Source organism: Gimesia chilikensis (assembly GCF_007744075.1).
GTDB lineage: Bacteria > Planctomycetota > Planctomycetia > Planctomycetales > Planctomycetaceae > Gimesia > Gimesia chilikensis_A.
Map to the genome: position 1 here is coordinate 2,685,351 of NZ_CP036266.1, position 23,034 is coordinate 2,708,384.

Annotated in this window: 13 protein-coding genes and 1 other RNA gene; 8 read left to right on the top strand and 6 right to left on the bottom strand. The window is 53.1% G+C overall.

Going from position 1 to position 23,034, the window contains the following annotated elements:
• Window positions 1-474: 474 nt before the first annotated feature.
• Window positions 475-831, bottom strand: a transfer-messenger RNA (tmRNA) gene (gene ssrA, locus HG66A1_RS10130).
• Between the two features lie 362 nt (window positions 832-1,193).
• Here ssrA and HG66A1_RS10135 point away from each other — a divergent pair.
• On the top strand, window positions 1,194-2,255 hold the full coding sequence (locus HG66A1_RS10135; RefSeq protein WP_145182932.1) for an alpha/beta hydrolase family protein: 1,062 nt from the start codon (window positions 1,194-1,196) through the stop codon (window positions 2,253-2,255).
• A 47-nt stretch (window positions 2,256-2,302) separates the two neighbouring features.
• On the opposite strand, the gene HG66A1_RS10140 is transcribed toward HG66A1_RS10135, so the two are convergent.
• Window positions 2,303-3,481, bottom strand: a complete 1,179-nt coding sequence (locus HG66A1_RS10140; protein ID WP_145039209.1) for an LptF/LptG family permease — start codon at window positions 3,479-3,481, stop codon at window positions 2,303-2,305.
• A 469-nt stretch (window positions 3,482-3,950) separates the two neighbouring features.
• On the opposite strand from HG66A1_RS10140, the gene HG66A1_RS10145 reads away from it, so the two are divergent.
• Window positions 3,951-4,265 carry an Hpt domain-containing protein gene (locus HG66A1_RS10145; protein ID WP_145182935.1) on the top strand — a complete coding sequence of 105 codons (315 nt, stop codon included), beginning with the start codon at window positions 3,951-3,953 and terminating at the stop codon, window positions 4,263-4,265.
• 8 nt (window positions 4,266-4,273) lie between these two features.
• Here the strand turns inward: HG66A1_RS10145 and HG66A1_RS10150 are convergent, their stop codons facing one another.
• Window positions 4,274-4,606 carry a hypothetical protein gene (locus HG66A1_RS10150; protein ID WP_145182938.1) on the bottom strand — a complete coding sequence of 111 codons (333 nt, stop codon included), beginning with the start codon at window positions 4,604-4,606 and terminating at the stop codon, window positions 4,274-4,276.
• Window positions 4,607-4,817: 211 nt separating this feature from the next.
• Here HG66A1_RS10150 and HG66A1_RS10155 point away from each other — a divergent pair, with 211 nt between their 5' ends.
• Window positions 4,818-5,306 carry a hypothetical protein gene (locus HG66A1_RS10155; RefSeq protein ID WP_145182940.1) on the top strand — a complete coding sequence of 163 codons (489 nt, stop codon included), beginning with the start codon at window positions 4,818-4,820 and terminating at the stop codon, window positions 5,304-5,306.
• A 9-nt stretch (window positions 5,307-5,315) separates the two neighbouring features.
• On the opposite strand, the gene HG66A1_RS10160 is transcribed toward HG66A1_RS10155, so the two are convergent.
• Window positions 5,316-7,337, bottom strand: coding sequence for a hypothetical protein (locus HG66A1_RS10160; RefSeq protein ID WP_145182943.1), 2,022 nt, complete (start codon window positions 7,335-7,337; stop codon window positions 5,316-5,318).
• Window positions 7,338-7,849: 512 nt separating this feature from the next.
• Here HG66A1_RS10160 and HG66A1_RS10165 point away from each other — a divergent pair.
• Both HG66A1_RS10165 and HG66A1_RS10170 read left to right on the top strand, forming a co-directional pair.
• Window positions 7,850-10,591 carry a hypothetical protein gene (locus tag HG66A1_RS10165; protein WP_145182946.1) on the top strand — a complete coding sequence of 914 codons (2,742 nt, stop codon included), beginning with the start codon at window positions 7,850-7,852 and terminating at the stop codon, window positions 10,589-10,591.
• A gap of 248 nt (window positions 10,592-10,839) precedes the next feature.
• Window positions 10,840-12,027: a tetratricopeptide repeat protein gene (locus HG66A1_RS10170; protein ID WP_145182949.1), complete on the top strand. Its 1,188-nt coding sequence runs from the start codon at window positions 10,840-10,842 to the stop codon at window positions 12,025-12,027.
• Window positions 12,028-12,045: 18 nt separating this feature from the next.
• On the opposite strand, the gene tsaD is transcribed toward HG66A1_RS10170, so the two are convergent.
• A complete protein-coding gene (tsaD, locus tag HG66A1_RS10175; protein ID WP_145182952.1) occupies window positions 12,046-13,077 on the bottom strand; it encodes a tRNA (adenosine(37)-N6)-threonylcarbamoyltransferase complex transferase subunit TsaD in 1,032 nt (343 codons plus the stop codon).
• Window positions 13,078-13,184: 107 nt separating this feature from the next.
• Window positions 13,185-14,624 (bottom strand): S41 family peptidase, encoded by a 1,440-nt coding sequence (locus HG66A1_RS10180; protein ID WP_145182955.1) that lies wholly within the window; start codon window positions 14,622-14,624, stop codon window positions 13,185-13,187.
• 257 nt (window positions 14,625-14,881) lie between these two features.
• Between HG66A1_RS10180 and HG66A1_RS10185 the strand changes: the two genes are divergently transcribed.
• From HG66A1_RS10185 to HG66A1_RS10195, 3 genes are read left to right on the top strand one after another with little or no spacing between them, the layout of a single operon-like run.
• Window positions 14,882-18,286, top strand: a complete 3,405-nt coding sequence (locus HG66A1_RS10185; RefSeq protein WP_145182958.1) for a PD-(D/E)XK nuclease family protein — start codon at window positions 14,882-14,884, stop codon at window positions 18,284-18,286.
• An 8-nt stretch (window positions 18,287-18,294) separates the two neighbouring features.
• Entirely contained in the window at window positions 18,295-21,816 is a 3,522-nt protein-coding gene (locus HG66A1_RS10190) for a UvrD-helicase domain-containing protein (protein ID WP_145182961.1), read from the top strand.
• Between the two features lie 8 nt (window positions 21,817-21,824).
• Complete coding sequence (locus HG66A1_RS10195) at window positions 21,825-22,997, top strand: class I SAM-dependent methyltransferase (protein WP_145182964.1); 1,173 nt, start codon at window positions 21,825-21,827, stop codon at window positions 22,995-22,997.
• Window positions 22,998-23,034: the final 37 nt, after the last annotated feature.

The following is a 23,034-nucleotide window of genomic DNA, read 5'->3' on the forward strand; positions in this document are numbered from 1 at the left end:
GAAGTGCTGTGAGTGGTCCGTTGCGGGTGCTGATCGTTTCAGTGGTGATCTTGTGCCGGGGGTTTGGTTTAGATGATAGCCGAGGAGTTGGTGGAGTTGCTGCTTCCCATCTTCGGCACACAGCGTCCCAGAGCTGCTCCAGTTTGAGGCTGGCGATCCTGGCCTGAGGTTCCTGCCGTCCGAGATAGAACTTCTTTTGGGAGTATCCGCTGGGAGTTTTTCTCCAGCCGAGGTTTCGTACGAATAAGCCCTTTTTGTCTCGGCAGAGTTCTTTTTTCTTGGCCATGAAGCCGCCCTGAAAAACAGTGGATTCTGATGTCTGAAGATGGATGATATTGCCGAAAATCAGACATCGCAAGGCGAAAATCAGACACGAAATCAGACATATCGCCAAGCTGAGCGGTTTTGTTTAAGGCGTTGATTCTTGTAAGGTAAATGAAAATGGCTACTTACCAATTTTGGTAAGTAGCCATTAAGTGGAGGCGGCGGGAATTGAACCCGCGTCCTGTGAACCCTCAGCTAAAGCCTCTACGTGCGTATTTTATCGTTTGAGTCTCGTTTCTTCGGGCACGACAAACAAAGCCTTTCGGAAACCAGTCCACCACGAATCTCGCATCAGACGGAGCGGACATTGATCTGATGCCAGTCTGATTTTGTGACCAGCCTTCGGACTCCTCAGACAGGGATTCCTAAGCCGGGGTTGCTAAATTAAGCAGCCATTGAAAATTGCTTGTTTGCAATTATGTTGTGATCAGCTTTTAACGTGGCCAACTGATCAACCACGGCACGCCACCCTAACATACGGCGAACCAGTCGAATCCGATCGCCCCCGTAAGCAGGAGTACGTAATTACTACGTCAAATCCTGTCGGAAAGATGAACTCTTTTTGAGAATTTCTTTCCGATCTACTCTTATTATTATCAGCCGCGGTGCGGGAGTCAATTTACTATCTTTCCCGAAAACGCTGATATTAAATAATTTAGTGATATTCCAAGTCTGGTCTTGAACTTTGATTTTCGATCTCCAGACAAAAAAACGTTTTCCAATGACCGAGACAAGTGCCCTCGGTTGAGGCAGAATCGGTCTACTGTTTCCTGTGCTTTTGGCGTAGAATAGGCACAGCCTCCCGAGACTCTCACGGAGGAGAATCTATCCCGTATTTTCATGTCATAAATCAGGAAGTTAGACTGACAATGCCGATTCCACAAACCTTAAAACTGCATCGTCGAGCATGGAGTATGCTCTGGGCTGTTCTGGGCTGCCTGGCCCTGATGTCACCTGCTGTGCAGGCTGAATCCAAACCGATGGAACCTCTGTATGTGGACATTCCAGAGCAGGGGGAGGTTCGCTTTGAAACGACCAGTAAAGAAGATCGGGTTCCCGAGCGGTTTCACCTCGATCCGCATACGTTTCCTTTCCAGTGCCAGTTCAAACGGATGAGTGGTCCGGTCAAAGTTTATGATGTCAGCTTTCCTTCACCTGTGAAGACAGAAGTGAAAGAAAACAATACCGTCCACGGTCATTACTATCAGCCAGAGGGAGAGGGGCCTTTTCCAGCGTGTGTCTGTCTGCATATTCTGGGCGGAGGTTTTGAACTGTCAGAAATGTCAGCTAACGCGCTCGCCCGACAGGGGATTGCAGCACTGACGATTAAGATGCCTTACTATGCCCAGCGTCGGGGGACCGGCGAATTCAGTGGCAGACGCATGATTTCATTCGTGCCGGAACATACCGCTGCAGGGATGACTCAAGCCGTGCTGGATATCCGTCGCGCCGCAGCCTGGCTGGCCAGCCGGGAAGAAGTCGATGCAGACCGCCTGGGAGTGACCGGGATCAGCCTGGGAGGAATCATGTCTGCCTTGTCCTCAGAAGCGGAGCCGCGGTTTTCCAAAGTCGCGATTTACCTTGGCGGAGGAAATCTGGCGCTGGGAATCTGGGAGAATCCGCATCCGCATGCCCGGTTGTTTCGTAAGCAATGGCTGGAGCATGGGGGGACGTTTGAGTCATTTGTGAAAATCATGTCACCCGTCGATCCACATACCTACGGACACCTGCTGAAAGACCGGGACGTGCTGATGGTGGCTGCCAAACACGATGAGATTCTGCCTCCGTCAACAGCAGTGGCGCTCTGGGAATCGATCGGGAAGCAGCCTGAACTGGTCTGGCTGGACGCGGGACATATTTCCGCTGCCTTGTATATCTTCGGTGAGACCCAGCGGCTGACGACGTTTTTCTCGAACTGGGAAAAGAAGTAAGTCAGACTTTTGAACTGAATGCGAAATCAGTGCTGCTGGACGATTTCTTAGTTCCGCAGCACTTTTCGCAGCATGTGAATCGCGACGATCAACAGACCTGCGTTGCCCAGCCAGAGTGACCAGCTCGGTTCAATTTTGCCCAGTTTCGACAGGTTCATCATCAAGAGAACGATGGGATAGTAGAACAGCAGGATCGGCATAAAGACCAGGAAGAAGCTCGTGAGGAACTGCCTGCGGGCCTGGGCGATCGAAAAAGGACAGCCGACCAGAACGAAAAAGAAGCAGCTGCAGCTGAGAGCAAAGCGGCTGGACAGAGCGGTCTTCAATTTGTTCTTGCGTTTTTCCTCATGTTGATTCTGGGGGAGGTCCGCATTGACTTCGGGAGACTGAAAGCGTTCGAATTCACCGAGTGCCAGCAGCATGCCGACTTCGATATCGCGCTGAAATTCGAAGTCACTCTTTTTGTTATCAATGTCTCCCAGCTCTGATTTAATGGAACGGACACTCATATGCCGTGGCTTGGCCGTCGAGGTCTGACTGGGCAGGGGGAAGGGGAATGAATCCTTCTCAACGTAGAACCGGGGCTTCCCGGGAAAGTCAATGTGTCCTTTTGCCAGGTGGAGGATGACCTGCTGGTGAGTGAGATCAAATTCCAGGGTCGCTTCTTCCGCCTGCAGGTGGACCGGTTTTTTACCAGGGGGCGAATAACGAAACGTGGGCACGAGCAGCGTTTTGTCCCTGACACCCATAACGGTGATGGAAATGCCGCTGTTGGGGTCATGAATCTGGTTCTGGGAACGCAGTTTTTCGAGAAAAATCGTTTCGAGTTCCGTGGCGATTGTATTTTCGATGTTCTTTTCCGCCCAGGGAATGATCTGATCACTGAGCAGCAGCGAACTCAGGCTCAGAAATCCCCCCAGGATAAAGGAGGGCCAGAGCAATGAGAGTACATTGATGCCGGCCGCTTTGGCTGCCGTGATTTCCTGGTCACCCGAGATGCGACCGTAAACCACGCAGACTGTCAGCAGGAGCGTGGCAGGGATCGTAAAGGGGAGCATACTGGGAACGATAAAGGGCAGGATCTTCAATACCAGCAGCGCACCCAGTCCCTGGCTGGTGGCTTGCTGGAAGGCACCAACAAAGACCAGCAGAACGGTTAAGACCGTGATCATCAATGTGAAAACGCGCAGCAACTCGAAAAGTATATAGCGCTGTAACAATCGCATGACTGGTGAATTAAATCTCAGGAATTAGAGAAGGGGAGTAAATCCGGGCTGCTCTCAGGACTTGTTCTCGAAATCGCTGTAACAGACTCAATGGTCGGAACTTTGACCAAAGCTGTATAAGTCAAGATGCCGGATTGAGTCAATATCAGACCCCCCGGGTTGTGAACGCATGGACAACGCATTCCTGATGGGCCTCAGTTTGGGAATCCAGCACGATTCCAGCCTGTTTTATAGAACCTGTTGATTCTGGTATCGGCAAAACCGATACAAACGCGACATTTAATTCAGTCGGGCGACGTACTTCATATGTAAACTGGATAAATTGAGCATTTTTTCAGCAGGGACCAAAGTTCAACCTATTAATTAAGGAGAGTTGTTATTTCGCGACATCGGACCCCTGAGATGGGGCGCGAAATAGGCCCATCAGGGCCGAAGAGATTTGCTAACTTACTTACAATGGAACAGAGCTATGTTAGACGCTTTAGAAAATGCCCCTGTTCGCTCCGCGTTTTGTGATGATGATGATTTCCAGGAACTGATTGAGATGTTTATTGATGGCATCGCTGAGAAACAGCAGGTTCTCAATCAGGCCAGCATTACCGATCAGCGGGAGGAAATCCAGGTCTTGGCGCATCAGTTGAAAGGTTCGGGAGCCGGTTACGGATTCGACGAACTGTCCCGCATTGCAGCGGAACTGGAGCAGGCCTGCAAAACTGGAGATCCGGTTATGATCGTCCAGCACAAGGAGCTGCTCTCGCATTATTTAGGTCGAATTGTACTCTGAGAGCCGGTTCACGATTCCAGACGCTCGACGCTTCTGGTAAGGGCAACGATGCGTGTGATCAGCGTTTTGGCCTTTTGTACGCCGGGCTGTCCCATGCCTTGTCGGTCGAACAGAATCGATGTTTTGTGATGACTTTTGTACTCGGGCTGGACTGATTTGACCTCGGCACAAATCGACTGCCATTCCGTTAGAAGTCGTTCCGGGAGACCTGCTGGAATCTGCTCTGCCAGTTCCAGGATCTGGTCAGAACGGTCGAGCAGCAGATGGCGTGCATCGTAATTCGATACCTGAAACTGCATCACGAGAGTGGACAGACTGTTCTGGAATTCGGGGAGTGTCATTCTGCATGACCTTGTCGTATCGGGGGAGAGACTCTGATTTTTCAGGGTTCTTATTGACTGGGCCTGTCAATTATTAGTAAATAAGTGCATCCGCTGTTGCGTCCTGAGGTTCAATCTGACAAATTGAAGACTTCAGATTATTTAAACAGCTTAAAAATCTGCTTAACAGCACACGAATCATAACAAAAATTGATTTTATGGGGAGTCTCTGATGTCCAGGTTCAGCCAGATCGCGATGGGTTTACTGCTGCTTGCTGCAGGCTATGTTCTGGGAGCTTCTCAGAGCTTCCAAAGTCCAACGCTGCATGCCCAGCAGAACTCAGGAACTCCCACCGAGGAAACCGAAGATAAAATCAAACGGGGGGTGAAACAACTGGTAGAAGCACAGTCTGCATTGGAGCAGGAAAACTTCATGCGGACTGCGACCAAAGGTCTCAACGCATTCGCGACCTCTTGCGGTGGTGTGAATGCCCTGGAAGATCTGGAAGCCGGAAACGGCGTTGATCCAGAAACCTTTGCCGGTCTGTATGCAGGTCTGGCGAAACCGGACGTGGCAACTCACCTGGGACGTGACGATCAGGGAAGAATCACCTACAAAAACAAGATTGTCCGGATGTATCCCGTTTCCCGACTGAAAAAACTGTTCGCCACCCGTCTGAAGTACACCGGGGAATCCCAGGACGACGCGACCGGCTTCTAAAGACGAAGCTCACTGCCGGGGCGCCGTTTTTACTTCTGCCAGACGCGAGTCTGAAGAGGCAGGCAGATCGATTTCGGTTTGTACGACCAGTTGCTGACCTGCCTGCGTTCGAACCACGGCTTTTACCAGTAGACTTTGGCTGGTATTGTCCCGTTTCAATGTCGCTATCGGCACTCTCAATCGATATTCAGAGACATTGTCTGATTCGGTGCCGATAGTTTCCTGTCTGGAAATCTGAATCTGATTGGCAGTTGTGCTCGGTAAGGTTACTGGCAGGTCCTCTGTATTGAAGTGTCGTGGACGCCGATCGGACCGCGAGAGACCAGGGCCAACATACTCTGCGCCAATCAGTGCCACTTCCGACTGTGTCGGGTGATGGCAACGCAGCCTGATCTCAACGCTATTTGTCGCGTTTTGCTCGGAATCAGAAGTTGTAACGAGTTCAGTCGACAATGATGTCTGTGGCAGGCTGCGGGGGATTCTGACCAGGGTCAGCTGCATTCCGGGAAAACCGCGCACTCTGATCGTTGTCGGGACGTCCCGTTTCTGATCAGCTCTCAGATGTATGAACGCCGATGCGGTGGATGAGATTTTCAACGAGTATTGATCGTCGCCTGAGAGATCCCAGGTGCGTAAGGCAGGGCCTCCCAACAGGAATCGTCCACAATGGAGAGGGGACGCGTGTTCCGACAGACCCGCATAGGCGAAGCGACTCTGCAGTGACTGGCTGGCCAGTGAAAGTGACCACTGACGAAAGAGCTCCGCAAACGGGACCTCTGTCAGGTCTTCCATTTTGTCGACGCCGGTCAGGGGATGATGCGTGAATTCCCAGGTGAAACGCTGCTGGGGATCGAGTTCATTACACCAGTTGAGAAACAGATTCACTGCACCACGACAGCCATGGTTACGCCAGAGGCGAGCCCGATAATAGTCAGGTACAATCAGCGGGTATGCTTCCGGCTGGCGATAGAATTCACTGATGCGGTAATCCCGGTTGGTAAATCCTGGCTCCATAATGTGGGCAATACCCTCATTCAGCCAGTCCTCTTCATCCAGCAGCATGTGCCCCAGGTACTGTTCCTGCCTGATGCGAATACTGGAGACGACAGCGTGAGTGACTTCGTGGCTGAGCAGGTCGAACAGTTCCTGACCTGGTTTGAGAGCGGAATTGAGATACAGCATGTCACAGTGATTACTGAATGGGGCAGCGACCTTCTCTCGAAAATCGCTGGGGCGGACGAAGCCATTGATCGAAGTTTTGCCACCCTGGAGTTTTCCCAGCCAGGGGGAGAGCAAAACCGTGAACCGGCCGTTGTCGTCTACATCGGTCAGGGAACCGCAGTGTTGCGCCAGATGGTCCAGCACCCGCTCTTCCAGTAAATGGATGACTTCATCGATCAGCCCGGCTGCCAGCTCTGTTGGCTGCTGCTGCTCATCCAGGTAGACGGCTACGCGCGGACTGTGCTTTATCAGCTTGCCTGTCACACGGGTATATTGTTTTTTGTCCGAAAGATCTCCATCTGTTACGAACAGGTAGAAAGAGCGTGAATCCTCAGGGGCCGGTTTGTCGGTCTGAGTCTCGGTTTCCCGGTTCGTTTCACTGGAAAGAGGTGCTGCGTCTGCGGGGCGAACCTGGTCTGCCTGTTTTTCGTAGAACATCGGAGCGTTCTGGAAGTAGCAGCCCGAAGCTGTCTGCTGTGCAGGATCCCTGACGACTGACAGCCTGATTTTTTCTGCTTTGCCGGGATCCCACTGGAGATTGTTGACAATGAGCAGGTAGTCGTCGCCCTTCTGCATCGCGAGAGGAAACCGTGGACGGTTGTGGAACGTCACGATTTCGACCGGCTGTTCCCAGTCGACAGGTAGTTGATCTACGATGACGGGTTTGCGGGCTTTGACCTGCCTGGCTTCATTCTTACTGAGGTCCGTTTCCCCGGAGGTACGGATCGTACTGCGTAAGGCTCCCCAGCCCAGTATCAATACAAGAAGGCACAGCAGGACTGCGGTTTTGAAGGGGAATCGGGAGTTCATGGATTGAACGGGGAGACGCTGGGATGCCTCCCGATAATACTGATCTGTCAGTATGTTTAGTGTGTTCCAGCGACAGTAACCTGGAATGTGGAGTGACAGGAACCGAGGTCTCTCTCAAAGATCGACCATTTGCCAGGCAGGAGATGAGCAGAATCCCCCTGATGCATGAGATGGCAGGGGCTGTGGTTACGGCTGAAGTCTGAACAATTGAGTAGATGAAACCCGTTGTAAAACAACTGGTTGGCGAAATCGGCGGGTTCGCTAAGTGATCTGTGACCCTTAATTTCCCCATAATCGGACTACAAATTGCGCGGATACTTCAGTCAATGCCGATGAGGCCTTTTCAACTCGCATCAAATTTGGAGAATTAAGAGAAAATCGGGGGAATTTCCTTCAATGGTGTCCGAGACTGTATATAGAATGCACAGTTGAGGAGAATGCGCAAATTGGCAATCGTCAATCCTGGCTTAAGTTCGAGCATTCTTACCTAAGTTACTCGGGAGAGAGAAATCATGTCGCGATCCAGATTTGGAATCACAATGTTTGTTTGGGCAGCCGCTGCGATGCTGCTATGTACTCCGCAGGGGTATGCCGAGAACTCTGTTCCGGAAATTTCAAACATTGGCCAGATCCTCAGTTACCGAAACACTGCAGGTGAACAGTATTACGCCCTGCGATTCAAAGCTGATCGTCTGCCGGCCGCCAGTCATGCTGGTGAGCAGATTGCGGTTTTGTTTGATACCTCAGCCAGTCAGGTCGGGGAACATCGTGTTCAAGCTCTGGATGTACTGAAAGCCTTTCTAACCGAGCTTCCCAACGACGCGACTGTCGCCATTTATGCAGCGGATGTGCAATGTACTCCCTTCGTGAGTGAATTTGTGCGTCCTCAGAGCCGCGAAGCGAAACTGGCCGTTGAATCATTGGCTACCCGGGCTCCACTGGGGGCAACCAACCTCGGTCAGGCCCTTAAAACTGCATTTCAGGGGCTGCAGAAAGCACAGCCTCGCTCCATCGTCTACATTGGCGATGGCATGAGTTCTGCCCGTCTGATTTCTCTCCCGGAAATGGCACAACTCACCCAACAATTTGCTAGCAATCACATTCCCGTACACAGCTACGGCGTGGGTCCCCGTAAGGACCTGCAGATGCTGGACACACTGGCCGTTTACACCGGCGGTATTGTCCTGACCGACCTGGCCGAAGGAAAACAGGATCTGCCAACCATCGTCGGCAAAGAACTGGCCCAGGCCGTACAGGCTCCAGTATTCTATCCGGAATCAATTCGAGTCTCTGACAAACAACTGCACCTCAACACAACGCGTGCTCTGCCTGTCCGCTCAGATCGTGAGACCATCTACCTGGCTCGAGGCGAGATGAATGGCAAGCTGACTGTTGAATTTAGCAATCGTCAGCTCGAAGGTATCTGGAAATTCAACGTGCCTGCTTCACAGGCCGTCAACAGTTTCCTCGCAGTTCCCTGGGTGAATTATCAGTCAGGTCAGGAACTGGGAGTTGCTTACGCTGGCCAGCGGATGATGAATCTGGCCCGTACCTCACACGAAGAACACATGGCTCAACTGGAATTCGCCGGGACTCAGGCGATCCGCAGCGGAAACATGGAGCAGGCTGCTCGTCTTGGTAACATGCTGCAGCAGCTTGATCCCGGGAACTCCCGTGCTGACTCCCTGTTGAAGCTCTCTCAGAAATTCCAGAACGATCAACTGGCCCAGGCTGATACAAAACAGCCTGCCGCTAACGCTCCTGCACCTGCGACTCAGAAAGCGGATCCTCAGCCGCCAATCGATGACGCCATCAGCAAAGTAGAGCAGCTTCGTCAGATCAAGGGAGCCCAGATGAAAATCGAGGTTTCCAATGCCATCGAAGAGGCCCGTCAGATCTCCACCGATAATCCTGATGGTGCTCTGGGAGTTCTGAAACGATCACTGAATTTCTTGAAATCAACCTCTGATATTGATATTGATCTTCGTCAGCAGCTGGAACGTCGCCTGAATAACATGATGGTCGATGTCCGCAGCCAGATGGAAGTTGCTGAAACACGCAGAATTCGCCAGCAGCAGCAGATTGCTCAGCTGGAACAGCAGAAACGTCTGGTCGACCAGGTTCTGCTGGAAGATGAAAAACTGGAGCAGCTGATCGACCGCGTGCGTTCACTGATTCAGGACGGTAAGCATGGTAATAGTGACGCCTACGAAGAGGCTGAAGCTGTCTCTCGCGTTGCTGTGAATATGGAACCGGGTAACGGTCCTGCAACAGCAGCCCTGTTTACTTCAGAAGCTGCAGGACAGCTGGATAAAGTCTTCCGCATGCGTTCGCTGCGAGCTGACCGCTTCCTGGAAACGTTGTACCAGGTTGAGCTTTCACACGTTCCATTCCCGGATGAACCCCCAATTCGCTGGCCGTCCGCTCCGGTCTGGACCAGCCTGACAGAGCGTCGTAAGAAATGGGCTGCAGTCGATCTGCATCGTAACAGCCCTGCCGAACAGCGTATCTTTGAAGAACTGCAAAAAGAAACAGAAGCCAACTTCCCGGACATCCCACTGTCTGAAGTGATGACTTACTTCTCGGAACTGCACAACATCACCATCCTGATCAACTCAAATGACCTGGGTGAAGATGGTCTGACGGTTGATGAACCGGTCAACGTTTCGCTGAGCGGTATCAAACTGAAGAGTGCCTTGAACATTATTCTGAAGCCCATCGGTCTGACTTATGTGATCGAAGACGAAGTGATGAAAATCACTACAACTGCCAAGGCTGAAGAGATCTACAGCACCCGGGTTTATCCGGTAGCTGACCTGGTAATCTCAGTCTCGACACAGCAATCATCAGTCGGTAGCAGCCAGGGTGGCTTTGGTGGCCAGCAGGGCGGCCTGGGTGGTGGTCAAGGTGGCCTCGGCGGTGGCGGTGGCTTTGGTGGTGGCGGTCAAGGTGGCTTCGGCGGCGGTGGCGGTGGTGGTCAGGGCTTCTTCAATGTTGCTCCTGAGATGCTGATGATGAACAGCGCTCCTCCACAGAAAGCCAAAGCGAAAGCTGCTCCCCAGGGAAAAGCTGCAGCTCAGAAACCAGAAATTAAACCGATTCAGGATGGAGAAATGAAAGCCATTCTGGATGGGATTCTGGGAGAGACTGAAACCAAGTCCAAGCCGGCACAGTTCCAGGTTCAGGACAAGCCTTTTCAGTTCAATAACAGCACCATCGAACAACTCAAAAAAAAACCAGTAACGGTGCAGTAACAGGGAAATCGGGCTCGCCTGATTCTCCCCGTCAATCCAAGTTAACAAAACGGAGTCCTTCTTCAGGGAAGGGCTCCGTTTTTACTGGTACTGAATCAACTTCGCGCAAGGAGTTTAAGTCACCGCTCACAGGGGATATTAAGAACCCCGCGCAGTTCTGGAACGATTATTTTTCCAAGCGAAAACCGAAGCCGGAACTGGTCAATGACCTCATCTTCAACCTGCATCAGTCAGGTAAACACGAGCATGTGATCGCAGCCATCAATGCCGCATTGATTCATAATCAGTCGCAACCCTGGATGTACGATGTCCTCGCACTGACGATGGAGATTGTCGGGCGACCGCAACCTGAGATCGAACGGGTTCTGCTTTCCCGTATCGATTTTTCTGCCGCTGACGTCCCCAGCATGGTCTATTCCGCTGCCTATCTTACTCGCTTCAAAGCCGACCAGCAGGCACTCAAGCTGTACCAGCAGGCCGCAAATTTACAGCCAGACCGCCCCGAGCCTTACATCATGGGATTACGTCTGGCTGAAAAGCTCAAGGATCCAGAGGGCATTCTCTGGGCAGCCTCAGGAATCCTGACACATGTCTGGATTAAGGATTACGAGCAGTGGCATGAAAAAGCCTTGAACGCGCTGGCTAATCTGGAGCAGGCGTTAAAGCAGGCCGGTCGCAAGGCAGAGGCAGAACGGGTTCAGGTGACCCGTAGAAAGGCCCTGGAGAGAGACCTCAAGCTGGAACTTACCTGGAATGGCGATGGGGATCTGGACCTGATTGTAGAAGAGCCCCGGGGCACAGTCTGCTCATTTGAGTCACCATTGACGGCAGGTGGAGGCGTGCTCCTGAATGATGGCTATGGTCCCAAGCAGGAGAATTGTCACGAAGACTATCTGTGTGCACATGGATTTCCAGGAACCTATGTAGTACGCGTGCGTTATGTCTCTGGCGATATTGTCGGTCAGCGGGCCAAGCTGAAGGTGACCCGCTATCAGGGCTCGGACCATCCTGTCGTGCAAACGATGATTGTCCCCTTGACCCGGGAAGATCGAATCATTCGCATCGACTTGGAGAAGGGCCGTCGTAATCGGAAATCCGAAGTGCCTCAGAATTCACAGAAAAACAGCAGCCTGCAGCCTGCCACCGGGCGGTTTATTTCCTCTCGACCAGCAATCAATGGAAGCCGGGAATCCTTGCAGAGCTTTCGAGTATCTCGCCAGGCAGGCATCTCGACGGGACGACAGGTCCCTCTGGTAACGGGAGTGCAGAATGTGGGTGGAGTTGCCTATCAGCCCGTGATTCGTGTCGTGCCCGAAGGTATCAGCTTGACGGGAGCTGCCGTCGTTTCACCAGACAGACGCTATGTCAGGCTTTCCGTTTCGCCACAGTTCACGAATGTTACCGATATTTTCACTTTCAGTTTTCTGCAGCCCTGAATGTGTTATCGGAACGATTTAACGAACCAGCCCTGGGGTGACATCCAGGTCAAGATCTGCAATGCGTCCCTGATCGAGGTGATGCCAGGCGATTGCAGCCATGGCAGCATTGTCGGTGCATAAATCGGGGGGAGCCACGCTGAGGTGGATTCCTGCCTGCTCTGTCATCTCAGCCAGCCTCTCACGCAGGAGGCGATTAGCAGCAACCCCCCCTCCTACACAGAGTGTCGAATAGTTGTAGCGTTCGATCGCCTGCCGACATTTACCGACCAGCACATCAACCACGGTTTCCTGAAAGCTGGCAGCCAGATCGGCAATCCGTTGATCATCCAGTGGTGGTGGCTGCTGTTTCGCTCCTGGATTTCCCTGTGCCGCATACAGCACCGCCGTTTTTAAACCGCTGAAGCTGAAACGCAGTTCCGGGTCTTTGAGAAACGTGCGGGGAAATTTGAACGCGCGCGGATCACCGTGTGTGGCTGCGTTCTGAATAGACGGACCGCCCGGGTAAGAAAGCCCCAGAATTTTTGCTACTTTATCGAACGCTTCACCAGCGGCATCGTCGATCGTGGCGCCAATCAGATCAAATTCGAATGTTTCCGAGCAGTGATACAGATTGGTGTGCCCACCGCTGACTACCAGGCCGATCGCTGGGAACAGCGGGCGGTCTTCCTGCATCTGACAGGCAAAGAGATGCCCTTCAATATGATTCACGGCAATCAGGGGTAAATTGAGTGTCATAGCCAGTGTTTTGGCCGCGGTCAGGCCAATCAGGAGCGAGCCGACGAGCCCCGGTTCGGTCGCGACGGCAATCGCGGTTAACTGCTGAAGTTCGATGCCAGCCTGCTTCAGAGCATCATCGATCACGGGAAGAATTCGTTCCAGATGCGCTCGAGAGGCGATTTCCGGTACTACGCCCCCAAACTTTTCATGAAGATCGGTTTGCGAGGAAACGACATTAGAGAGAATCCGCATGTCGCGGGTAATGACAGCCGCTGCAGTCTCATCGCATGAAGATTCGATTGCCAGAAGATATTCGTCAGTGGGGCTCATGGAGGCTCGGATTATGAAAAAAAGAAAGCGACTGTTGGAGATAACGGGCTCCGCGAGTCGCTTTCCGCTGTGTCAGTGTAACTCTGTCAGAATGCCGTCAGAGGAGATCAGGTGGTCCGGATGACCAGTGTATTTCCTGCGGGCCCGGGAGCGGCAGCTGCTTTTTTGGCCGGCTTCTCTTCTTTGGCTTCTGGTTTCTTTTCAGCTTTTTTGTCGGCATCCTTGTCAGCTGGTTTATTTTTACCGCTCAGCTGTTCCTTGATGTAGTCCATCGCCAGGTCCAGCTGCTTGTCTTTGAATTCGGTATCCAGTTTAGCAGTGTGATCCAGAATATCCCGTTTGCGGCGGTATTCGCCCAGCGCTTCGAGCTCATCATCGGTCAGTCGCAGGCGATAACCTTCGTCCGGAGTCACTCCCCAGACATCGGTATCTTTGGCTCCAGGGAAACGGTGAATGTTTTTCCCACTGGGACGATGGTAGCTGGCGGTAGTCAATTTCAGAGCACTGTCGCCTTCTTCAAGTTCGATGACGTTCTGAACGCTACCTTTACCCCAGGTACGCTCACCAATGATCACAGCACGTTTGTGGTCCTGCAGACAGGCCGATACGATTTCACTGGCGGAGGCAGAATAGCGATTCACCAGAATCGCCATTGGAAAGTCTTTGAAAGTTCCCTTAGAGGTGGCTTCCCATTTTCGGTTCCGGCTGTTGCGGCCTTCCGTGCTGACAATTTTACCGGACTCGATGAACATGTCCGAGATTTCAGTCGCCTGCGAAAGCAGACCGCCCGGATTGAAACGCAGGTCGAGGATCAGTCCTTTCATGCCCTGCTTGCGCAGATCTTCGATGGCAGACCGCAGTTCTTCTGCACTATGACGGCTGAAGTGAGTCAGTCTGATGTAACCAATTTTGGCTTTCTTGTCATACATATAATCCCAGGCATCATCGTCTTTGTAGGTATCCCCCAGGACAGTGGCGACATGAATGATTTCCCGTTCTACTGTCACGGGAATTACTTTGTCGGTGCCTTTATGAATTACGGACATCTTCACCTTTTCCCCTTCGCGACCTTTGAGAATTTTGATCGCCTGGGAAAGTGTGAAACCCTTGGTGGACTTGCCTTCAATCGAATCGATGATGTCGCCGGCCCGAATCCCGGCTTTGTAAGCGGGGGTGCCAGGCAGCGGAGTCATCACGGTCAGTCGGTTGTTCTGGTCGTCTATGTGCACCTGGATGCCGATCCCGCCGAACTCCTGCTCGACTACCTGATTGAAGCGGGAGAGATCATCGGGGCTGATGTAGCTGGAGTACTGATCCAGTTCCTGAACCATACCTCGAATGGCCGCTTCGAGGAGCACCCTGCGGTCAATGTCTTTCACATAATTACGTTCAATCTGCTCGTAAGTGTCTGCAAACAGCTTCATCATCTGGTAGTAATCTTCGTCCTTTTCCTTCTCTTTTTCATCTGCGTAAGAGAGGGACTGGAAAGGGGACGAGACCATCAGAGCAAGTAAGAGGCACAAACTGATCAAGCGGAATTTTGGCATGGACGATTCCTTATGAGAATTACAGAACACAACTCAAACCGGGCAGAAATAAAGATTTCAGGAATGGGGAATGTGTTTTGTCGGGTGTCGTAACGCGGCGGATCTTTATTTGCTTCTCTATTAGTGTAGGCGATCTGGAAACCAGTGGCAAGATTTGCTCTGGATACATTGCCCCGAAAACCTTATTCCACGGGAAAACCGACTGAAATTGAATTCTGGAGTTCAGCAGGATACATTGCAGGGGAAATCTCTGTGAAATGAAAGCTTGTTTCCACCAGGCAACTCCGATGCAACCCGAAGTACAAATCCTGACAGGAACCGCTGGTTCCGGCAAAACAGACCATCTGCTGGATGAGTACCGGCGTGCACTGCAGGCAGGGCTGGAACGTCAGCGTCCCGGAGCCACGCTCTGGCTTTCCCCCACAATACGTTCCCGTCGGCAGGTGCTTGACCGTCTGCCGGGACCACAACTCCCCATCTGTTTTGCTCCGAATGTTTATACGTTTGAGGCTTTTGCCGAGACCATACTGAAGTCGCTGGACGAACCGGTACAGACGCTGCCCGAGATCTCCAAAAGGTATCTGTTGCGGAGCATCGTGGATGACCTGATCGCCGCTGGACAGATTCATTATTTCAGTTCGATCGCTGGTTCATCCGGATTTCTGGATCTGATTTCGAGTTTTATTTCAGAACTGAAACGGGAGGAAATCTGGCCGGAGGAATTCTCGACAGCCTGTGACCGTATCGGATCCGATTCCGAGCAGAAAGACCGGGAACTTGCCCAGATTTACAACCGATACCAGGTCGCATTACACGAAATGCGGCGATACGATTCGGAAGGGCGTTTCTGGTCCGCACGCACCGCCTTACAGGACGGAATGTGGGGCCCGTTTGGCGAATTCGATCTGATTGTCCTGGACGGCTTTGCCGATTTCACGCACACGCAGTATGAAATTCTGGAAGTGCTGGCGACACGCACAGCAAAGCTCTGTATTTCACTTCCGCTGGAACAGGAATCGCGGCGAGGCGACCTGTTCGCCAAATCGGTGACCGCCCGTCGGATTCTGGAAGAACGTTTGCCAGGCCGGATCAGTGTCGTCTCTTTTGACCAGCCCGAAGCAGGAAACGCCCGGAATCAGATCAGTCAGCAACTGTTTGCGAATCCGCGAGAGATCGTTCCTTTTCAGGAAACGGGGCAACTTAAAGTGCTCGCGGTCGCCGGTCAGCGAAATGAACTCGAGGTGCTGGCCGGGGAAATCAAAGGGCTGTTGAGGCAGGGAGTGTTACCAGAAGAGATCACGCTCGCATTCCGCTCCACACTGGAATATGGTGACCTGATCGACGAAACCCTGAAAGCGGCAGGGATTCCCTATTTTGTAGGACAGGAGCAGGCGTTCTCCCGTTTTCCCATCGTGCGGACCATCTTTGCCTTCCTGCAACTCGAAATTGAAAACTGGTCGTTTGACAGCCTGATGTCAGTCCTGGATTCGAGTTACTTTGCTCCTCAATGGCCCGAGTATCAGGGGGGAGCCGCAGTTCGTGCGTTGTCCCGCGTGCTGAGGCAGCTCAAAATTGACTCCGGTAAAGTGGATTTAATCCATGCTCTGGAAAATGAAAGTCGCAAAGCGGTGGAGCTCAGTGCCCGTTTTCCCGACCGTCCCGAGCGTAAAGCTGCCGCCCGCGAATTGAATACGGCTTTGAAGCTGGCGCAACGACTTCACCGGGAAACCCAGCGGCTGGAAGGTCGGGAACTGTTTGTCACCTGGATCGAAATCCTGATTTCCATCGCCAATGAATTTGGTCTGCCAGCAACCTGGGCCGACGTGGATCCGGAACTTGATCCACTGGCAAAACGTGACAAGCAGGTCTGGGAACGATTTCAGCAGTTACTGTTTCATGCGGTTGCTGAGGTCGAACGGATTGAACAGTTTCATCAGAAAGAAGCTCAGCCCCTGGACCTGTCCGGATTTCGCAGCCTGCTGCTGGACCTGCTCGAACAACAGACGATCTCTCTACAGCCGGAGGAAACGGGCCGGGTTAAAGTACTCGATGCATCGCAGCTGAGAAACTTAAACATCCCCTATCTACTGGTAGGCGGCTTGAGTGAAGCCAGTTTCCCGCGGGGACATCGCGAAGACTGCCTGTACGGTGAAAAAGACCGAGGTGAATTGAACCAGCAGGGGCTTTCACTCAAGCTGCATGCGAACCAGCAGCAGGAAGAAATGCTGCTCTTCTACGAGGTAATGACGCGGTTCACCCGGAAGCTGATTCTCAGTTATCCGGCAATCAGCGCCACGGGGCAGCCGCTGTTTCCCAGTCCCTATCTGACCACTCTGATTGATCTGTTTGATCCTCTAACTCTGCAGGTACAACAGGCGGGGGAGCTCAACCCGCTACCACGTCCCGAGCAGACTCTCTCCCGTCGCGACTTGAGAGTACTGGCCATTGATCAGCTGAAACATAACCGGCCGGGGGTCTTTCTGAATGCAGTCCAGGATCCGGAATTACAGGCAACGATCAGGAATATTCTCGCGGCCACCGAAATGGCGGTAGCACGCTTTGAACAACCGGGCTTTACGGAATTTGAAGGCATACTGACATCCCCCGCCAGTCGACGGGCCATTCATGCACGTTTCCCCACGGAATATGAATTCAGCACCACCCAGCTTGAACTGTATCTGGCCTGTCCTTACCAGTTCTTTGCCCAGAGTGTGCTGGGCATTGAAGTCCCCGAGCCGCCCGAGCTGCGGACCAACTACCTGGAACGCGGGATCCATGTGCACAGCATTCTGACCAGGCTGATTGAGCAGCTGCAGGAGCAGGGGGGGCGCGACCAGTTGTACTCGGCCGAGCAGGTCGAGCAACTATTCCATGAACTGCTGGAGCAGCGGATCTCCGAGAATTTTGTGGGAACTCGACTGCAGCAGGTGTTAACCAGAATTGAGAAACAGATCCTGGAAGACTGGGGCAGCTTTTTTGCCGAGCAGTCTGAGTCCTATGCCCGACTGTTTGTAGAACTCTGGGATCGTGTTCCGGCCGTGGTCGGCAGGGAGGTTCCCTTTGGTGAGGTACCTGGAGAACCCGATCCAAATCAACGGCGGTACCAATACCTGACACTCGGCGAAGGCGCGAGAGAAACCCGCATACGTGGTCAGATCGACCGGATCGATGTGGGCAGTATCAAGGGACAGAAATACTTCAACATCATCGATTACAAAACGGGGCGGTCGGTACCCTCAGCGAAGGAGATTCGCTCCGGAAAAAAACTGCAGCTGGCCTTGTATCTCATCGCGGCCCGGCGGCTGGAAATGATCGACGCAGATGCCGAACCGTTTCACCTGGGATACTGGAAGATCCAGGAGACCGGATTCGTGATGCCCCTGCATTCCTACCGTCGAAAGCAGATCGACCCTCTGTCTGGAGAAGACCTGGAACTTCTGGAAACCACCTTGGATGGACTGGTTCCACACCTGGCAGACCTGATTCGGCAGGGGATCTTTCCTGTGCAGGTTGATCCCGGGGTGGCGCACCTGGATCCGGCGTTTCAGTCAGTTTGTCGGATATCGCAGGTGGAAAGCTATCGTGAGAGTCTCGGTAAGGAGATTGACCTGCTTCACGTCCCGGGCCCCGATGACGAGTCCGATTCAACAGAGGAAGCCTGACACAGATCATGTCGCAACAACCCACCTACACCGAGCAGCAGGCAGCAGCGATCTATCCGCGTGATGTCTCGATCGCGCTCTCTGCGGGAGCCGGTTGTGGTAAGACGTTTGTTCTGACACAGCGGTTTCTCAAGTTAATCGAGCCCGGCAGTCCTCCCGATCGATTGAGCCATATCGTCGCAATTACCTTCACCGAACGGGCGGCCCGTGAGATGCGGGATCGGGTTCGTGAAACCTGTCTGGAGCAACTCCGCAGTTGTCCCCCGGAAGAAGTCGGACACTGGCAGACGGTTATCAGGGGGCTGGACTCTGCGCGGATCAGCACGATTCACTCTTTCTGCACATCGATCCTGCGGACTCATGCTGTCAGTGCCCGTCTCGATCCCCACTTCGGGCTTCTGGAACAGGGAACCAGTGACGCCTTCTTACGAAAGGTGGTCCGCGAAGCGATACACGATCTGTTACAGGAGGAAGACGAAGACTGCCTGGAACTGGTTTACCGCTATGGCTTGGAACGAACTTATGAACTGTTCATCTCCCTGGTGCCTCAGCAGTTTCGGATCGAATTCGACCAGTTTTCAGATCTGTCAGAGGAACAGCTGGCAGGCCGTATGCGGAAATTCTGGGTGGATTCTTATATTCCCATGCAACTGGCGGAAATCGCGAATGCGGAAAGCACCCGGTTTTTGCTCAGACTGATATCGGCCCAGGATCCCGTGAATAAGAAGATGCGGGACCGGTTTCAGGTCCTCACATCGCGACTTCCCGAATTACTGGAAGGAGCAGAACACAACCGTGCGGTTCTGCTGGGGACTTTGATTGAACACGCCAAAGTACAGGGCGCAGGGACGAAGAAAGACTGGGACGACCTGGAAGTCTATGAGCAGATTAAAGACGGGTTTACCGAGCTCAGAAAATCGCTCACGAAGGTTTATGAAATTCTCTCACCCGATCCGGCTGCCTTTTTACAGGCGGCTGAATATAGTCTGCGAGTCTTAAGAGTCGCAGAGTTCGTTGCCGGTCGATACCAGGAGAGTAAAGCAGAAAAAGGTCTGCTGGACTTTGACGACCTGCTGCTAAAGACCCGTGATCTGTTTCGGCGCGATCCACAGGCAAAGCAGAGGGCGGCAGCGGGAATCGAGTTCCTGATGGTGGATGAGTTTCAGGATACAGACCCCGTTCAGAGTGAAATCGTGCGTGCCTTATGTGGAAAAGATCTGCTCACAGGTAAGCTCTTCCTGGTGGGGGATGCGAAGCAGTCGATTTACCGTTTCAGACGCGCGGATCCCGAAGTCTTTCATCAGCTGCGTCAGGAGATTCCTGAGCAGGGACGTTTGCCGCTGAGCGTCAATTTCCGCAGTCAACCAGCCATTTTAAATTTCACCAACTGCCTGTTTGCCTCTGCAATGGAGCAGTATTATGAGCCGTTGACTCCCTTTGACGGGGAACAGCACTCTCCGACGCCGGCAATCGAATTTCTGTTCGCTGCTCCCGACGATCCGGAGATCAAGGGGGCCGAGGCACTCCGCGAGACGGAAGCGGACTGGATCGCAGCCCGGGTACGCCAGCTGCTGGAAGACGAGACTCCGCGGATCTGGGCCAAAAACCGTCAGACGGGCCAGCGCGAACTGAGACGCGTGGAGCCGGGGGATATCTGTATTCTGTTTCGGGCTCTGTCGAATGTGGCCCTGTATGAGAAAGCATTTCAGCAGCAGGATCTGGACTATTACCTGGTTGGCGGACGCGCGTTTTACGCGCAGCAGGAAATCTACGATCTGAGTAATCTGTGCCAGTACCTGGATAACGCCGATGATGAACTGAGTCTCCTGGGCGTTTTGCGTTCTCCTTTCTTCAGTCTGTCTGATGATACGCTGTATACAATTGTAAGACACGCAGACAGTCTAACTCGTGCGATACAGGTCAAGCCGCCCGAAGAGCTCCGGCCTGAGCAGCACCGCCAGGTGCGTTATGCCCAAAGCGTGCTGCAGGAACTGAGAGCAAAAAAAGATCGTCTCTCACTGGTGGAACTGTTGAATCTGGCCCTGGAGCGAACCGGCTATGATGCCGCTTTGATGAACGAGTTTCTGGGAGACCGCAAGCTGGCTAACCTGAGGAAGCTGATTGAGCTGGCTCGTAATTTTGAAGGGACCGGCCTGTTTACGCTGAAAGATTTCGTGCAGCGAATTCGTGATTCCATTCTGGAAGAGAGCAAAGAAGAACTGGCGGCGACATTACCTGAAACCAGTGACGTCGTCCGCCTGATGACGATCCACCAGTCAAAAGGTCTGGAATTCCCCGTAGTGATTCTGGCTGACATGGACCGTAAACCCGCACCGGGAGGAAGCGCTCCCTTTCTGCATCCGGAATGGGGAGGCTTGCTCAACCTGCCCGCCGAACGGGGAACGACTCCGGACAATTTTGCTTTTAAAATGCACCGGGGACTGGAACAGCGGGCCGACGAGGAAGAGACCGTGCGTCTGCTCTACGTTGCTGTAACCCGGGCTGCAGATTATCTGATTCTGTCTGCAGGCTTACCGTATGATCGCAAAATTGAATCACCCTGGATGAAGCTGCTGGCCCGGCATTTTGATCTTACCACAGGCGCCCCCGCAATCGATCCCTATCTGGGTAAACTGACGCTGGGCGATGTTGCCCCCGACCAGATTCCCGCGATTCGTGTTCATCACGAGATGCCTCAGCCGCTCACGCGACCGGAGAAGAAACAGCGAGAATTGAAACCCAGTCAGTTCGTCGCCGCGCTGGAGCAGGGGGCTCCCGAACCATTTCCGGAATCTTATGGCGTGATTGCTCCACGACCGGGGACGCTGTCGCATGTGAGTGTTTCTCAACTGGAAGTGATTGACGCCGAACTGCAACACCTGCTGGAACCGGAAGTGGACCAGGTGCCGTTAAACGAGGTGCTGTCGGCGGACGAGGCGACGCAACTGGGAACAATCACACACGCAGTCATCGAACGGCTGGAACCAGAGAAGCCCGAACAGGCACCGCGGATCGTCGCTGCCGTCCTCGCAGAACAACCACCGCAGGTACGGGAGAAACTGCAACCACTGGTAGAACGCCAGATATCCGCCTGGTATGCCTCGGAGTTGTGTCAGACTCTGAAACAGACGCGGGTCCATTATCGCGAACTCGATTTTCTGTTGCACTGGCCCCCCGGAGCTGAGGCGGACAACGATCAGGCGGTGACAGTCACAGGCAGCATTGATGCGCTCGTTCAAACCAAGTCTGGGGACTGGATGCTGTTTGACTATAAAACCGGTTCCCGAATGGCACGAATGAGTGCCGAACAGCTGATCCTAGAGTATGAATTCCAATTAGGAGTCTATACACTGGCCGTAGAACAGCTACTGGGGGCCAGACCCGCTTCTATTGGTCTGGCAGTCGTTCAGGACTCCGTGCGGTATATCGAATGTGATCTGGACGCGGGCCGGCTGGAGCAGATCTCCCGCCGGTTGACACAGGCTGTTTCCAGTTTGCTTCAACCTTCAGCAGCGGCAGAAAGTCGTTAACCAGTTCCATGTCCAGCGAGTCCCACTCTGAGCTTGAATGTTTCAGGCAGTTACAGCAGTCCCCGGAAATCTTTGAGCTGATCGCCTCCCACTCTGGGACCGAATTTCAGTTACAGAAACAACTGCGCGAACAGTATCCCGAAGATGTTGTGCGTGCCGCTTTGACGCTGGCAGAACTGCGGATGCGCGGGCGGGCCAAGTTCTCTCGCGCGGATCAGATGTGGTTCGACAGAAAGAGCCTGGAACAGGCCACGCCCGAAGCGGTTTCGAATTACAAAGCAGCGCGGTTTTCCGGTTCTGTCTATGATTTCTGTTGTGGAATGGGCGGGGATCTGGTCGCCCTGGCGCAACATGCCCGGGTAACGGGGGTTGATCTGGAACCGGTTCTGTGCCAGTTTGCCCGCTGGAACAGTGAAGTCTATGAGGTGGTGGACCGCGTGACTGTGGTCAATCAGCCTCTGGAAGAGGTGAAAGATCGGGAGGGACTGCTGCATATTGATCCGGATCGTAGACCCCACTCCGGTGGGAAAGTGATCCGCATTGAAGATTATCGACCCGATCTCGAAACATTGCTGGGGCTGATCCAGGAATTTGCCGGCGGGGCCATCAAGCTCAGCCCCGCCAGTAATTTTGCCGGAAAATTTCCCGGGAGCGAGACCGAACTGATCAGCCTGAATGGGGAGTGTAAAGAAGCAACCGTCTGGTTTGGCACTCTGGCAGGAGAATCGGAATTTCGGGCTACCGCGATTTCAAAATCAGGTGAGGTCGCTACTATCGCCGGTCATCCGATGGATGCGTTTTGCAGCGTCACTCCACCGGGGGGATATCTGTATGATCCCGATCCGGCAGTCGTCCGCTCCGGCCTCCTGGATGTGGCAGCGGCGGAATGTGATTTGAACCGTCTTGATGCGGAAGAAGAATATCTCACATCTTCCGAACCGGTAGACTCTCCCTTTTTCAGACGCTTCCGGATTCTGGCGGAACTGTCGAATCAGGATCGTGACCTGAAAAAGTATTTTCGCTCAGCCGACTTTGGCCAACTGGAAATTAAATGCCGCAGGATTCCTGTTCCCATCGAAGCACTCCGCCGCAAGTTGTCACTTAAAGGCAAAGGGGCAGGTGTTCTGGTGATTGCCCGACTGGATGGCAAATCTCGGGCTCTGGTCTGCGAACGAGAGTAGGTTCGGACAAGCTTCTGAGCGTGTGACGCGCATAAAA